We start from the raw sequence: 16045 nt of genomic DNA, 5'->3' as shown, positions 1-16045 counted from the left end.
ACGTATTACTCAGGTAACCATAGACCAACAGTTTCAACATCAAACGGGGATGGAAGCTGGAGGCTCCGCCTCCTTTATATTTACGGTTGATCGGTTTAACATCTACCTGATCGACAACCTGTTTAACGATCCGAACCGGATGGCCTAAAGGCACTAACTCTTCCAGGCTATAAGGTAAAAATGTCGCCTGATCCGGATCATAGGGCTTAAAAACTACTTTTCCTGACATGACTTTAAATTACAAAAATTTCACATCAAAAAAAAGAAGCTGCCTCACTTTTGAGACAGCTTCTTTTGTCTCATAAACTCTTGCTCTTCTATAGTGATGTGATCATCATCAATTGCAGGGGCGGCAGTAATACCAGCTACTTTTAATTCATCCATAATGTCTACAAAGTTTTTGTAGTTGGCTCCTGTTGTAGGTTTAATGATCACAAATAGAGATTTTTTAGGATTATTGGCATTTGCGGCATCCACCTTCAACTTATTTTTCAAAATTGATTGCCTTATACCTCCAAATCCTTCGATTACGGGTTGGCTTTTATCAGCCTCCCCCATATACCAGGCTACTTTGTTACTTTTACCGAGCAAAATGGTCATTGAACGGGAAGCGGGAACAGGCTCCTGCACGTCATCCAGAGGCTCATCTGGCTTTACCACATCCATCGCTACTGGTTTAGATAATGATGTAGTGAGCATAAAAAAGGTAATCAGCAAAAATGCAAGATCAACCATAGCGGTTAAATCAACTTTAGGAACCGCTCTTCTGTTCGAGGAAACGCTTAATTCGGCCATAATCTTTTGTTTTATTTCAATAAGATGATGCGCAAAGAACCCCGATTCCATAAGCGGAATATGGACAAAGTGGATAAATAATTTTTACAGAGAAGTAGGTCTTTTTGAGGCTTTAAGTCTTTTTTCGACAAATGATTTCTCCATAAGGAGTTCTTCATTTTTAGGATCATAAGATAAACCTTCATTAAACTGCTCAAGGGCCAATTGGTATTCTTCCAAACGATTGTAAACCCATCCAAATCCCCTGTATACATCCGGATTTCTAGGATTTAGCATCCACGCCTGGTTAAGTCTATACATGGTAGTTTGCAAATCATCATGACTAAGGTAATCGCATGCTTTCAGAAAATAGTGATTGGATGCAGAATCTGGACTTCCCGCCTTCGCAATAACCGTTTCTAAAAAGATTTTATCAGCATTAATCTGTTCCTGCGATTTAACTCCATTCCCATATTTTGGGCAGAGTCTGAAATCTTCCTTGGCTACTTCCAGCCATTTTTCATAGGCTATTTTTCTCCTTACGGCAGATACTGGCGCATCTGAAGATGAAGAGGAGGAACTCCACTCGCAAGAAGCAACGAGCGTCGCTAACAACATAAAAGAGAGGCATTTAATCATAGAATAAAGGTATGATTTTTTTGAAATAAAAAAAATATCCAGCTATTATGATGATAAATTCATCATTAAACCGCATTGAAACCAATATACAGTTGATTATATTCGCTATCAAATTGTACAAATGGAAACCATAGTCATATTAACGGGTGCTGGAATTAGCGCAGAGAGTGGGCTCAAAACATTCAGAGATTCAGATGGTCTATGGGAAAATCATCGCATCGAAGATGTTGCTACGCCTGAAGCCTGGCTACGTAACCCGGAATTGGTACAAGAGTTTTACAATGAGCGTCGTAAATCAGTACTGGAAGCACAGCCTAATGAGGCACATAAAGCACTTGCCAGATTGCAGGACAAGTACAATGTTCAAATCATTACCCAAAACATTGATGACTTACATGAACGTGCCGGCTCAAAAAACGTATTGCATCTACATGGCGTAATTACCCGCTCACAATCGGATATTGAATCCAACCTAACCTACCCTATATCGGGCTGGGAACTGCGTTTCACTGACCTTTGCGCCCATGGGAAGCCGCTTAGACCACATGTAGTATGGTTTGGTGAAGCTGTGCCGAATATGACATTTGCCACAAGACTTTGTCGTAAAGCGAATGTATTTGCAGTAATAGGCACAAGCTTACAGGTTTATCCGGCGGCAGGTTTAACAGAATATGTACCCAAAGAAACGATTAGGTATGTGGTGGATGTAAATGTGCCATCTATGTCTGGGAGCGATCACATGAGAAAGATTGAACAGCCCGCCACCATTGGGGTTCCAATGATGGTTGAAGAGCTCCTGGCCCGTAAATAGTATAAAAAAATGTTGTAGCTTTGGCGGACATTAAAAGATCCTCATGGCAGTATTACATAGAAAAGAAGAGAAAATTGAAGTTGTGCTTAGTAAACTTCCTAAAGATTACACTGATAAACAGTTTGTTGACATGTTTATTCAACTTTACTCGAAAGACTGGGGAAAGATTAAAGCCAATTACATCAAACAATCGCAGGATAAAGAACCTGGTACCATCATTACCATGCCTAAGCCTGAAATCTATTTGAAAAACATTCTGGAAGTATATCTACAGAACGCTAAATAATAAAGAAAACATCAAAAAAAAGCCTTTCAGTAAAGAGATTCGGAATCTCCTTACTGAAAGGCCCAATAAATAGCAATTACGCTTAAGCTAGCATACTTTCAGCTTTCTCCAGGACTAATTTCAATCCCTCTTTTTGCTTACCACCCGCTGTAGCATAGAAAGGCTGTCCACCTCCGCCACCTTGAATATCTTTAGCCAATTCACGTACTATATTTGAAGCGTTCAAGCCCTTATCTTTTACCAGATTCTCCGACAACATCACCGTAATACCCGGTTTATCATCAATCAGCGTTGTAAATACAAGGAATAAATCATCAACCATGTCCTTTACCGCAAATGCCAGGTTCTTAACCGCATCTGCATTAGGTAGATCAACATGAGTGGCAATCAAATTAACACCATTAATCGTCTTAAGGTGATGTACAATTTCATGTTTTAGATTGGCAGACTGTGCCAAGGTAGCTTTCTCTGCATCCTTTTTTAGCTTGTTATTCTCTTCTATCAAAGCAGAAACAGCTGAAGTTAAATCCTTGCTCCCCTTTAACAAGGCACGCAATTCATTTAATTCTTTGTTCTGATCTAATACAAAAGCTTCAGCTTTATCAGCTGTGATCGCTTCTATACGTCTCACTCCCGCTGCTACAGCTCCCTCAGAAACGATTTTAAAATAACCAATCTGACCGGTAGCTTTAACATGTGTACCGCCACAAAGCTCTTTAGAATAATGATCATCAAATGTAATGATACGCACCAGATCGCCATATTTCTCTCCAAACAAAGCCGTTACTCCGCTTGAGATCGCCTGATCATAAGGCACATACCTTTGCTCTTTCAATGGGATGTTCTCTCTTACTTTCTGATTTACCAAATGCTCTATCTGTGCCAGCTCCTCATCAGTTACCTTAGCGAAGTGAGAAAAGTCAAAACGCAGGTAATCAGCGTTCACCAATGATCCCTTTTGATTCACATGAGCGCCCAATACTTTTTTCAATGCCGCATGCAATAAATGCGTTGCAGTATGGTTGTCCTGCGAAAGCAAGCGTTTATTCTCATCTATAACCGCCCAGAAATGTCCTTCAACATCTTCTGGCAAAGTATCAGCATAATGTACAATGACGCCGTTCTCTTTTTTAGTATCGGTAATTTCAACGAAGAAAAGGCGGCTATGATCTTCCAAACGACCTGTATCACCAACCTGACCTCCACTTTCCGCGTAAAAAGGTGTTTTGCTCAATACAATCTGGTATTGCTCCTTACCTTTTGCAATCACCTTACGGTATTTAATAATCTGGGTTTCAGCTTCAAAATCATCATAACCCACAAACTCAACTTCAAGATCAGGATTAACCAGAACCCAGTCGCCCGTATCTATAGCAGTTGCAGCACGCGAACGCTCTTTTTGCTTAAGTAATTCTGTATTGTAACCTTCCATATCAACGACCCAGCGTTGCTCTCTGGCCATCAATTCAGTCAGGTCAATCGGGAAACCATAAGTATCCTGTAATTCAAAAGCAAAAGCTCCAGAGATCACCATATCGTCTTTCAGGATGCTATACACCCAGGGATCATTAAATGACTTTTCAAGCTCAATGGCGTTCTCAGCCATCAATACCTCTGCTTGCTTTTTAGTGTAATTTTCAAAGCGTTGGATACCTGTAGCTAAAGTTCTTAAGAAGGAAACTTCTTCTTCCAAAACTACCTTTTGTACAAAGTCCTGCTGTAAGGCCAACTCCTCAAAAACGCCTTTAAATTGCTCAGCTAAAATCGGAACAAGCTCATTTAAAAACGGATCTTTTAAGTTTAGGAAAGTATAAGCATAACGCACAGCGCGACGTAAGATACGACGGATTACATAGCCCGCTTTATTGTTTGAAGGCAACTGCCCATCAGCAATTACAAAGGAGATGGCGCGAATATGATCTGCCATTACACGCATTGCAATGTCTGTTTTCTCATCCTTACCATACTCAATACTTGCTTTAGCAGCTATAAATTGGATTAATGGTTGAAAAACATCCGTATCATAATTTGATGATTTCTCTTGTAAAACACGTACCAAACGTTCAAAGCCCATTCCAGTATCTACGTGTTGAGCAGGCAAAGGTTGCAACGAACCGTCTTTAAGGCGGTTAAACTGCATAAATACATTGTTCCAGATCTCGATTACCTGAGGATGATCAGCATTGACCAAGGATTTACCATCGACAGCTTTACGCTCCTCTTCTGAGCGGCAGTCAACATGGATCTCAGAACATGGTCCGCATGGTCCGGTATCGCCCATTTCCCAGAAATTATCCTTTTTATTGCCCAATATGATGCGCTCTTCCGGCACATATTGTTTCCAAAGCTCATAAGCTTCAGTATCTCTCGGAAGACCTTCTTTCTCATCTCCCTCAAAAATTGACACATAAAGCTTGTCTTTTGGTATTTTATAAACCTCTGTAAGCAGTTCCCAGCTCCAGGCGATGGCTTCTTTTTTAAAGTAATCACCAAAGCTCCAGTTACCAAGCATCTCGAACATAGTGTGGTGATAAGTATCGATACCTACTTCTTCGAGGTCATTGTGTTTCCCTGAAACACGTAGACAACGCTGTGTATCGGTAACCCGTGGGTATTTTATAGGGGCTTCGCCCAGAAATAAATCCTTAAACTGGTTCATCCCTGCGTTGGTAAACATCAGGGTTGGATCATTTTTAACTACAATTGGTGCAGATGCAACGATATGGTGCTGTTTCGATTCGAAAAATTTTAAGTATGCCTGTCTGATTTCCTTAGCTGTCATCCTTCTCTTGATTTGTTTTGAGCAAAAATAACATATTATTGTGATATTTTTTTTAATCTACCCATTGATACTTGCATAACTTTTCCTAAGTTTGAACACTTTAAATAAAACCTGTAATCAACTAATAATCAACACAAAAATATGCCTTACAAAGAAAGGGAAATAAATAAAATGTATTACACCATGGGTGAAGTAACCGAAATGTTTGGTGTCAACGCATCTCAGATCCGCTTTTATGAAAAGGAATTCGACGTGTTACAGCCCAAGAAAAACAAAAAGGGCAACAGGTTATTTACTCCTGATGACATTGAAAACTTAAAAATCATTTTCCATCTGGTAGACGATAAAGGTTTCACACTAAAAGGTGCTAAAGAGCATTTAAAAACCAACAGCGGAGAGGTTAAAGAAAACCAAAAAATCATCGCTTCGCTTGAAAAGTTGAAGGACTTCTTACTAAAGCTAAACGAAGAAATTTAAATTATTTCTCAATTATTTTTTTTTATTCAGTAATTTCTACAGTGATTTGGCCAATTTAAGCTGATCACAATGAGAATATTATGTTTGCTATTTCTGCTGCAAGGCGGATTGAGTGCTATAGCTCAAGAAGAAGAAAAAATCAAGGACATCATTGAGGGGCTTGCCGAAAACTCGATTGAAGGCGAAGACTTATCTGAATTAACAGAGCGGCTAACCTTCTTCCGTAAGCACCCTATAAACCTTCATAAAACCTCGTCCGAAGAGTTAAAAGGTCTAATCTTCCTTTCCCCTCTGCAAATCAGCAATTTCTTTAGCTATATCGCAAACACGAAACTGTTGGATGTTTTGGAATTACAGGCCATACCCGGTTTTGATTCGGAAACCATCAACAAGCTACTGCCCTATGTAACCATAAGCACGTTGGAAGGCTATGAGCAGATGAAATTAAAAAAACTGGCACAGATAGCCAATCATGACCTAATTTTAAGATACGCTCAATTACTCCAAAAGCAAAAAGGCTTTAGGGATTTGCCAGGCAGCAGATACCTCGGTAGTCCCGAAAAGTTATTACTCCGTTACAGGTTCCATTATCAGGACATCCTATCTGGCGCAGTGGTAATCGAAAAGGACGCCGGAGAACGACTTTTTAACCGTAGCACAGGATTAGACCACCTTTCTGCCAACATAACTTTACTTAAGCTTGGACGCGTTAAGAAAATCGTTATTGGTGACTATAGTTTACAATTCGGTCAGGGACTAACGCTATGGTCTGGTTTTGCTTTTGGTAAAGGTCCAGATGTGACCAGTGTAGCCGCCAAAGATGTTGGTTTAAAACCCTATACTTCCGCTAATGAAGCCTCCTTCTTCCGTGGAATTTCGAGCAGCCTAAACCTTGGTAGAAACATCCACTTAAGCCCTTTTATTTCCTACAGACGACTTGATGCAAGTTTAAAAGCCACAGACGACCAGAGATTTACACTTGCAAACATTAGCATAAGCGGTTTACATCGCACTCAAACAGAGCTTAAAAATCAAAAGTCATTGAAACAAACCGTTTATGGCGGGGCTTTGCAATACATCACTGACAATCTAAACATCGGATTTGTCGCCTATCAATCCGATTACCAACACCCATTCGTTACAGGCACGCAGTTATATAACAAATACAGCTTTACAGGCAGGCACCTAACTAATATTGGATTACACTACAATTACACTTTTAGGAACATTTACTTTTACGGAGAGCTGGCGCGAAGCATCGGTGCAGGACGCGCGTTGATTAATGGCGCTATGGCAACGCTTTCACGTAAATTATCAGCCGTAGCACTGCACAGAAGCTATGACAAAGACTACCATAACTTCTTTAGTAAAGCTGTTGGTGAAGGCGCTGAAACTAATAATGAAAAAGGTTGGTATGTGGGCCTGAATTATTTATTACCAGGCAACCTTAGTTTGTCAGTATATGGCGACTACTTCAAATTCCCCTGGTTAAAGTACAGAGTCGATTCGGCTTCTGCCGGCTATGAAGTCCTTAGTCAACTAACTTACAAAAGAGGTAAAACATTTAAATCTGCACTGAGATTTAAAAGAGAACAAAAACAACAAAACCCGGATGCGGGAAGTACTTTTCCACACTTAGAACAAGTGCTGAAGCAAACCTACCGCCTGGAAGCCAGCTGGAAACCAAACCAAAAGTATAACTTTCAACAAAGAACAGAAATAACTCAATATCAAAAAGATATAAACAAAAAAGAATCAGGAATATTAGTCTATACCGACGTGAACTACAGCCCAAAAGCATCCAAATTATCAGGAAACATACGTCTTGCTTATTTCAAAACCTCATCCTATAACAGCAGAATTTACGCCTACGAAAATGACGTTTTATATGGATCTGGTTCCGGCATATATTCTGGCAATGGTATCCGTGGTTTTATAAATATCAGGTACCGGCCAGTCAAAAAAATAGACATCTGGTGTAAGTATGCACTCTTCCTCTACATGAACACCAAAACAATCGGTACCGGATTAGATGAAATAGAAGGAAATAAGAAAACTGAGATCAAATTACAACTCAGATATCAGTTCTAATGGACAACCTTAGGGTGGTAGCCCAACCGGAGATCGTTTTTGTAAGAATACTGATCCCCTTTGCCACGGGAATAGTTAGTTGCTATAGCCGCGAAACCCACTTTCTATTTTACGACCTGCTCATCCTAAACCTCTTTTTATTCGCCACTTTGATTTTCATAAACATCAATTATAGTAAGAGAAATATTTATCGTTACAAAGGCATTAATGGAGTAATACTTCATAGTTTTCTATTCGTTGCAGGCAGCTTATCTTCTATTTCATATAATAGTCATACATGTACTGATTATTATATATTTAAAAAATCAAAATACCTAAAAATCAGAATTTTAAACGAACCACAAAAGAGACAGAATATAATTCTGTTTAGCGCTATCGTGACCAAATACAGCCCATCAAAACCCTCATTAACAGCCCAAAAACACAATATTCAGCTTTTAAATAGCGCTTCTGGAAAAATTAGGGTATCTATCCTCGTCAACGATCCAAATCCGCTGACCTTAAAGTATGGTGAGGAGCTGATCATACCTGCCAGATTTTCTGAAATCCCAGCCTCAGTCAACCCAGCCGAGTTTGACTTTAAGGCATGGCTGGCCACCCAAAATATTTACTATCAAACCTTTTTAAAACAAGAGGAATTAATCAAGCTAAATACCAATTCAGGAAACAAACTGATAGCTTTTGCGCTGGAATTAAGGGCGAAGCAGGTAGCGATATACCGCAAGCTCATCAAAAATGATGATGCGTTTGCCGTTGCATCCACACTTATATTAGGTTATAGAGCAGATCTAAGTCCTCAAATGCTTGATATTTATTCAAAAACCGGCACTATACATGCCTTATCGGTTTCTGGAATGCATGTTGGCCTAATTTATCTTGTACTGAATTGGCTGTTCTACTTCCTCAATAAAAACAAAGCTACCAGACTTATCAAAACCACCTTAATTCTTTGCCTGATCTGGTTCTATGCGCTACTTACAGGCTTCTCCCCCTCTGTGCTTCGCTCTGCCATCATGATTTCGGTATATGTCCTGGCCAAATCATTCACCAGAACCACCAATAGCTATAACATTGTTGCTTTTGCTGCTTTTTGTTTATTGCTTTATAAACCTTTCCTCATTTGGGATGTCGGTTTCCAATTGACTTTTCTTGCTATTTTAGGATTAATCTATCTGCAGCCTAAAATCGAGTGCTGGTTCCATCCTAAGCACACCTGGTTAAATAAAATATGGAGCACCATAGCCATGTCTTTAGCTGCACAATTGGCCACCTACCCCTTTAGCGTATACTACTTCCATCAGTTCCCCCTCTACTTTTTACTCAGCAACCTATTTATCACGCTCCCTACGGCATTAATAATGTACATCGGACTCATTATACTTCTTTTTAAATTGGAATGCTTAGGACCACTATTTGAATGGCTCATCACTTTTACAAATTCGGGCTTAGATCAAATTGCCCGACTACCTTTTTCCGGGATATCTGCGATCTGGATCAGCAAAACAGAATTGATTGTGCTATGCATAGCCCTGACGCTATTTATTATGGCTGCAAGTGAAGCCAAGAAGGGCATGTTGATTACCGCTATAGCACTTTTTGTAGGTCTACAGAGCTTCACGACTTATAGGAAGATACATTCCTTTCATCAAAAAAGTACAATTAGGTTCGCCTTAAAGAAAAATTACGCAGTAGCATTTATCTACTCGCATAAGGCCATTCTTTTTACAGATCTAACTTCAGAGAATAAGGCTTTCAAGTATTTTATTAAACCTGCACTCGACCAGCGTAAAGTAACTCAAATTCAATTCAGGGAAGCCGTCGGTTCTCCAGAATTAAAAGATCATTAGGAAAATGTGCTTTCCATCTTTGAAATCATAAGCGAGCTTAAACCCATACTGAGCGCAAATTTGATAGGATATCGCAAGCCCCAAACCCATTCCTTCAGACGCAGCATTTTTGTAAAACCGTTCAAATGCCTGATCCGATAATTTTTCAGGATTACCAGTATTGCTAACACTCAATTCCTGATTATTCAAATGCACAGCAATCTCACCTCCATCATAATTATGACGAATGGCATTACTGAATAGATTATTGATTAATATATCTGCGAGGTATCTATTCATGCTCAACTCTTTATCTTCCAATTTTTGACTTAAAACAACACCCTGTATCTGCATCAGCTCCTGAAACTGCCTGAGCTTTTGTTCGATAAGTTCTTTCAAATTGATTGGTTCTTGATCTGCTGCTATCATGTTATTTTCTAGCTTAGCCAGCAACAAGAGCGATTGATTCAATCTAGATAGTCGGCTTACTGCCAAATAAATATCCTCAATCACCTCTCCTTGAACATTAGTAAAGGTTTCCGTTTGAATTAAGGTATCCAGCTTAGAATTAATCACAGCCAGGGGCGTCAACATTTCATGAGAGGCATTATCAGTAAAGTTTTTCAACTCTTTATAATCCTGTTTCACGCGTGCCGACATGGCTATAACTGCAAGATTTAGCTCCCTGAATTCATCGATATTTGTATCCTCTGCCACCACTTCATCCTTATCAGCAAGATTGAAATCTTTCATCTGTTTTAAAACAGTATAAAATGGTCGCCACAACTTTCCCAGTAAAAATCGATTGATCAGCATCAATGTGATCAAAAGCATAACTGTTACTCCCAGGGTGATCATTAAAATCATCCTCACCAAATCCTCAGCTTGCACACGTGATTTGGTAATTGTAATCCCATATGGCACTCCATTTACATTCAAAGAAGTAACGAAAGTTCTCCCAGGCTCATGCTTATTCTCAGATTCGTTGAGATACGCAGTATTAAAAAAACCACGTTCAAGTGAATCACCCGGCTTCATGAGCCGATAAACGACTTTCTGATCTTTAAAATTTCCAGCCAGCGGTAGCTTGCCAAATGTCTTTACATAAGCAACAATCTCTTCTTCCTCCAGCACCAGATCTTTATCCAGTCGATCCGTTAAAATAAAGTGAATCACAGCATAGTAAATGACACCAGTAAATACAAGTATAATGATAGAGGCAATTATGGTTACCCTGTTGTATTTAACTAATAATTTCATTGGCTTTCGAACTTATAACCTACACCGTACATAGATTTGACATAATCCGGACAACCAGCTTCCATCAGTTTTTTTCTTAGATTTTTAATATGGGTATAAATGAAATCAAAATGATCAACGAGGTCAATTTCATCACCCCACAAATGCTCTGCAAGTGCGTTTTTAGAAATCACTTTCCCCCTGTTTGCAATAAAATAAACCAACAGATCGTATTCTTTTTTTGTAAGGGCTACTGCATGCGCAGCAACTTCAACCTTCATCGCCAATGTATCAATACTGATCTCATTAAAGACAATAACATTGCTACCGCTATAACTTTTTCTTCTAACAATTGCCATCACCCTTGCTTTTAACTCTGAGAGATGGAAAGGTTTAATCAGGTAATCATCTGCGCCAAGATTCAAACCATCTAGTTTATCTTCTAGAGAATGTCGCGCAGAAATAATCAACACGCCATCGTTTTTATTCATTTTTTTGAGACGCCGCAGTATCTCCAGTCCATCACCACCAGGCAAAGTCAGGTCTAGTAAAATACAGTCGTAATTATAAACAGCTATTTTATCTATTGCAGATTTGAAATCAACAGCCGTTTCACAAATATTGCCCTCTCCAGTAAAATAAGCAATAATACTCTCTCTAAGGGGCTGTTCATCTTCAATCAACAATATCTTCATGTAAAACGTTTTGGTTAAATATATCACTTAATTTACCTAAATTCATTCAAAAAAAGATGTGGTGGATTTATGCTTTACTATCAGCCTTTTTCGCCGCCCTTACCGCTGTTTTAGCCAAATTAGGGATTAAAGGAATTGATTCCAACCTGGCAACAGCTATAAGGACGGTCATCATTTTACTTTTAGCATGGGCAATTGTATTGTTCAGAAATGACCAACAGGGAATTTCCGGCCTAACGAGACAGAACTGGACTTTCCTTATTCTTTCCGGTCTCGCCACAGGCCTCTCCTGGATCTTTTATTTCAAAGCACTACAATTAGGAAAAGTATCACAGGTAGCACCAGTAGATAAGGCCAGTGTAGCGATAGCTATCTTATTATCCGTTGTATTTTTAGGCGAACCCCTAACTTTGAAAACCGCTATAGCCGTTTTGCTCATCACGGGTGGAACTATAATCCTCATCTTTCAATAACCGATTTTTGATACAGCTTCCTGATCATACTTGGCAAAATGATTAACAACAATGGAAGCGCAACTATAAAGCCACCAATTACAGCTATAGCAAGCGGCTGATGCAATTGAGCACCGGCCCCTATGCCTAATGCCAATGGAAACAAAGCAATGATCGCTCCTAATGCAGTCATCAATTTAGGCCTAAGCCGGGTGGATATGGCATAAGTAATGGCTTCATCGACATCATTTTCATGCACAGACTCTTTAAATTGCAAAAAAGTAAACACCGCGTTTTCGGCTATGATTCCAACAATCATAATCAATCCTGTATAACTTCCCACATTTAATGCCGTATTGGTAATGAATAAAGCCAGATAACTACCCGAAATGCCCAAAACTGCAATAAGCAAAATCAAAAAAGCAATTTTGAAATCCTTAAACAAGAACAGAATCACGCTAAACACCAATAAACTCGAAGTAATCAGGATCATCAATAACTCTTTAAATGATTGCTGTTGTTCGGCGTAAGCGCCCCCGTATGTAATGTGATAGCCCGATGGCAAAGCTATTTGTGCCCCCACCTCTTGCTTAACATCTTTCATTACACTCCCTAAGTCTCTATTATCTAAACGTGCAGTAACTACACCGATAGACTGCAAGTTCTCTCTTTCTACTTCCGCGCTTCCTGTCTTAAGTTCTATTTTAGCTAAATTGCCAATCGGTATCGCCTTTCCTGAGGGCAGAAATATTTTAAGCTCATTGATGTTCGCAATTGCGAATTGCCTACTTCCCGGATAAATGATACGAATTGGAGACAATTGTTGCTGATCATACAACTCAGCTATTACATTCCCCTCCAAGGCCAGTTGAATTTGAGACTGGAAACTTGCAGGGGTAATTCCATACTGTGCAAGCTCCGAAAAGTTTGGTTGTATACTAACCGTTGGCCCCGACAAAACAATTCCATCAAATACGTCTGCTGTACCGTTTACTTTTCTCAACACATCCGCTACTTTTCTGGATAAAGCCTCCAGCGCAAATTGATCATTACCAAATATTTTTACCTCTACAGGCTGTGTAGAACTCATCAGATCGCCCAGCATATCTCCAATAACCTGTCCAAAATCTACTTTTAAGGCGGGTTGACTGCTTTCTATTTTACGCCTGATCTCAGCAATCACCTCATCCGTAGTTTTACTCCTATTGGGTTTTAGTTGAATCAGATAATCACCAGTATTCGGCTCCGTTATAAAAAAGCCCATTTGTGTCCCCGTTCTTCTCGAATAAGCTTGTACTTCTGGTATTTTAACCAGCTCTTTCTCTACCCCCTGCAGCATCCTATCTGTTTCAGATAATGAGGTTCCCGGCGGCGAGCTATAATCCAGCACAATACTCCCTTCATCCATTTCAGGCAAAAAACCAGTCTCCAAAAGCGGAAAAACGATTACGATAGCAACGACAAGGAACAGCATACCGATTATACTGATATAAGGGCGCTGAATAAAATACCGGATCCATTCCTGTTTTTTAACCGGATGTCCACTATTCTTTTTACTTATAGAATTTGTACCTGCATTTCGAGTAAGCAACAAATAAATAATCGGTAAACCTATCCAGGTTACAAAGAAAGAGCAAACCAACGTAATGATCATGGTATTGGTCATCACTTGAAAGTAAGCCCCAGCTACCCCAGTCATCAGCACAAAAGGAACAAATATTACGATAGTGCTGATAGAAGAGCCCAACATTGCAGGAAAAAGATAATCTACTGCTTTTTTCAACAGATTTACCGTTGGCTCTTCTGGATGCTCTTCATGCGTTCGGTGAATCTGCTCCACCACAACAATGGCATCATCGATAATTAGACCTATAGCCGCAGCAATAGCACCAAGTGTCATAATATTTAAAGAGTACCCAACAAAATAGAGGACAATGATACTTAAGCAAAGTGTTACCGGTATAGTAATTAAAATGGTTGTACTGGCCTTTAAGGATCGCAAAAAAACAACCGCTACAATAATGGCTAATACGAGACCAATCAATAAACTATCCCGAACACTTTTAACAGATTCATTTACAAAATCAGCCTGTACATAATAGGGCTTTATGTATACACCGGATGGAAGAATTTTTTGAAGCTCAGCTACCTTGGTCTCCATTTGTGCAGACAAATCGACTAAATTGGCATTTGGCTGCTTAATTACCGCAATTAAGATCCCATCTTTTCCATTCGCATTGATGCGAGTATAAGCTACCCCCTCCTCTATTTTAACCTTAGCAATATCTTTTACCCTAACGATCCGGTTACCAGTTTTACTAACGATCAATTCTTCCAGATCTCCCTTGCTTTTAACCGTTGCATCTGTAATGGACAGGTATAGATAATTATGGTCAGAAAGGTATCCATTAGACTTGATAAAATTCGTTTGCGCAAGCATGTTGCTCAACTGATCCGGCGAAATAGACAAAGTAGTCATCTTTTGAAGATCAAGCTCCAACCAGTATTCTTTGCTTTTTCCGCCAATCACTCTAATTTCAGAAACCCCATCTACCTGGGATAAAAAAGGCTTTACCGTATAAGTAGCCAACTGCTTGAGTTCAATAGGCGACTTGACATGACTCTCTAGGCTATAGCCACTTACAGGCAATATAGAGGGATTCATTTTTTCAACAGACAAATTTACCCCCGGTGGTAAAGCACTTTTAATTGTTTGTATATGTGCCTCAATTCTTTGCTGGCTAAGATCAATATCCGCTCCACTATTCATATAAGCTGATAGTTCACAACTCCCCCTACTGGTTACACTTCTGATTAGTTTTAAATCTGGCACCTGCTTAATTGCGTTCTCCAGTGGCCGCGTAACTGTAAACACCATCTTATCCACTGGTTGAAGCTCGGCTTCAGCAATGATCTTTATTTTAGGAAAGGTAATCTCAGGAAAAAGAGCTGTCTTTAGCTGATGATAAGAATAAACACCTCCCAAAAGCACCAAAATAAGTACCACCAATAAGGGGTTTCGGTGCGATATAAAAAAATTCTTCATAACTGTTTTACGACTTTAACCCTTGCTGTATCCGTCATACCATAATTCCCCGTCATAACAATGCGGTCCCTAACATTAAACACAGGGCTTAAAACCTCAATCTTATCTTTATTTTCAAGGCCTCGCTTAACCGGAACTTTTATCGCTGTAGAATCATTAATTAGCTTCATCACCCAAAACTCATCCTCAGTCTCGTTCGTTAACACAGCTGATTTTGGCAACATACTCGCATTTGCCTTTGCTACCTTAATGATATTGACCCTGGCAATCAAGCCTTCAGGAATTGGATGTGAAACCTTCACTTTAATGATCACTTTTTGTGTTTGGGAAACAGAATCCACTACAGGCAAAGTGCCACTAATTGTTCCTTTCAGTTTTTCTCCATCAGGTAAAGTAAGTTCAAGCGCTTTGTTACTGGCTATTAATGCTCGTTCTTCATAAGGTAAATCAAGCAAAAACACAAAGCTGTTTTTATTGATGATTACAGCTAAGGCTTCGCCATCCTGAACATAATCTCCTTTCTGATGACTGACCTCAGTGATAAAGCCTGCCTGACCAGCCCTGATGTCCGATGTCCCTGAAAACTTAAATGCCGGATCAAGTTGATTAACTGCATTCCCAATAGCTCTTGCTTCTTTAGTCATCAGGCTAAACAACAACTCATTCCCAGCAACCTGCTGCCCCACTTGTGTGTGGACAGATTGCACATAACCGTTCATATTTGCTTTAACAAAACTCTTTTGCAAATAAGCAGATACAGCATTTAGTTCTGTAGACTCAGAAAGTGGGCCGTTAGTTATGTAAGTCACCAAAACTGGGGTTACAGGTGCAATAGGATCTTCGGCAGAATCGGCTCCATGACAAGCACTTAAGGTCACTGCAATTAACAGACATAAATATTTAGTCAAATTCTCCTTCTTCATAAAC

At 39.5% G+C, this 16045-nt stretch carries 13 protein-coding genes and 1 pseudogene; 6 read left to right on the top strand and 8 right to left on the bottom strand.

The window, feature by feature from the left end; translation table 11 throughout:
* From BLS35_RS02135 to BLS35_RS02125, 3 genes and pseudogenes are all read right to left on the bottom strand, one after another.
* A pseudogene (locus BLS35_RS02135) lies at positions 1 to 229 on the bottom strand (IS1182 family transposase); the annotation flags it as partial.
* 44 nt (positions 230 to 273) lie between these two features.
* On the bottom strand, positions 274 to 795 hold the full coding sequence (locus BLS35_RS02130) for an ExbD/TolR family protein (RefSeq protein ID WP_090777357.1): 522 nt from the start codon (positions 793 to 795) through the stop codon (positions 274 to 276).
* 84 nt (positions 796 to 879) lie between these two features.
* A complete protein-coding gene (locus BLS35_RS02125) occupies positions 880 to 1413 on the bottom strand; it encodes a tetratricopeptide repeat protein (RefSeq protein WP_132225896.1) in 534 nt (177 codons plus the stop codon).
* Between the two features lie 121 nt (positions 1414 to 1534).
* On the opposite strand from BLS35_RS02125, the gene BLS35_RS02120 reads away from it, so the two are divergent.
* Positions 1535 to 2224, top strand: a complete 690-nt coding sequence (locus BLS35_RS02120) for an SIR2 family NAD-dependent protein deacylase (protein ID WP_090777287.1) — start codon at positions 1535 to 1537, stop codon at positions 2222 to 2224.
* A gap of 43 nt (positions 2225 to 2267) precedes the next feature.
* Positions 2268 to 2510: a hypothetical protein gene (locus BLS35_RS02115; RefSeq protein ID WP_090777285.1), complete on the top strand. Its 243-nt coding sequence runs from the start codon at positions 2268 to 2270 to the stop codon at positions 2508 to 2510.
* A gap of 82 nt (positions 2511 to 2592) precedes the next feature.
* On the opposite strand, the gene alaS is transcribed toward BLS35_RS02115, so the two are convergent.
* Positions 2593 to 5292 carry an alanine--tRNA ligase gene (gene alaS, locus BLS35_RS02110; protein WP_090777283.1) on the bottom strand — a complete coding sequence of 900 codons (2700 nt, stop codon included), beginning with the start codon at positions 5290 to 5292 and terminating at the stop codon, positions 2593 to 2595.
* Between the two features lie 141 nt (positions 5293 to 5433).
* Between alaS and BLS35_RS02105 the strand changes: the two genes are divergently transcribed.
* The 3 genes from BLS35_RS02105 to BLS35_RS02095 all read left to right on the top strand — a co-directional run bounded on the left by BLS35_RS02105 (position 5434) and on the right by BLS35_RS02095 (position 9707).
* Positions 5434 to 5769 (top strand): MerR family transcriptional regulator, encoded by a 336-nt coding sequence (locus BLS35_RS02105; protein ID WP_090777281.1) that lies wholly within the window; start codon positions 5434 to 5436, stop codon positions 5767 to 5769.
* A gap of 69 nt (positions 5770 to 5838) precedes the next feature.
* Positions 5839 to 7860: a type II secretion system protein GspK gene (locus BLS35_RS02100; RefSeq protein ID WP_090777279.1), complete on the top strand. Its 2022-nt coding sequence runs from the start codon at positions 5839 to 5841 to the stop codon at positions 7858 to 7860.
* A complete protein-coding gene (locus BLS35_RS02095) occupies positions 7860 to 9707 on the top strand; it encodes a ComEC/Rec2 family competence protein (protein WP_090777277.1) in 1848 nt (615 codons plus the stop codon). The genes BLS35_RS02100 and BLS35_RS02095 overlap by 1 nt, the downstream gene beginning before the upstream one ends.
* Here BLS35_RS02095 and BLS35_RS02090 read toward each other — a convergent pair.
* On the bottom strand, positions 9693 to 10946 hold the full coding sequence (locus tag BLS35_RS02090) for a sensor histidine kinase (RefSeq protein ID WP_090777275.1): 1254 nt from the start codon (positions 10944 to 10946) through the stop codon (positions 9693 to 9695). The two genes, BLS35_RS02095 and BLS35_RS02090, sit on opposite strands and share 15 nt — an antisense overlap.
* Entirely contained in the window at positions 10943 to 11620 is a 678-nt protein-coding gene (locus BLS35_RS02085) for a response regulator transcription factor (protein WP_090777273.1), read from the bottom strand. The genes BLS35_RS02090 and BLS35_RS02085 overlap by 4 nt, the downstream gene beginning before the upstream one ends.
* A 44-nt stretch (positions 11621 to 11664) precedes the next feature.
* Here BLS35_RS02085 and BLS35_RS02080 point away from each other — a divergent pair, with 44 nt between their 5' ends.
* Entirely contained in the window at positions 11665 to 12093 is a 429-nt protein-coding gene (locus BLS35_RS02080; protein WP_371328233.1) for an EamA family transporter, read from the top strand.
* On the opposite strand, the gene BLS35_RS02075 is transcribed toward BLS35_RS02080, so the two are convergent.
* Positions 12080 to 15118 carry an efflux RND transporter permease subunit gene (locus BLS35_RS02075; protein WP_090777269.1) on the bottom strand — a complete coding sequence of 1013 codons (3039 nt, stop codon included), beginning with the start codon at positions 15116 to 15118 and terminating at the stop codon, positions 12080 to 12082. The two genes, BLS35_RS02080 and BLS35_RS02075, sit on opposite strands and share 14 nt — an antisense overlap.
* A complete protein-coding gene (locus BLS35_RS02070; protein ID WP_090777267.1) occupies positions 15115 to 16041 on the bottom strand; it encodes an efflux RND transporter periplasmic adaptor subunit in 927 nt (308 codons plus the stop codon). The genes BLS35_RS02075 and BLS35_RS02070 overlap by 4 nt, the downstream gene beginning before the upstream one ends.
* Positions 16042 to 16045: the final 4 nt, after the last annotated feature.

It is taken from the genome of Pedobacter sp. ok626 (assembly GCF_900100435.1).
In the GTDB taxonomy this organism is placed as follows: Bacteria; Bacteroidota; Bacteroidia; order Sphingobacteriales; family Sphingobacteriaceae; genus Pedobacter.
Note: the sequence above shows the minus strand (reverse complement) of the source record. Positions and strands in the feature narration are given on the sequence as shown.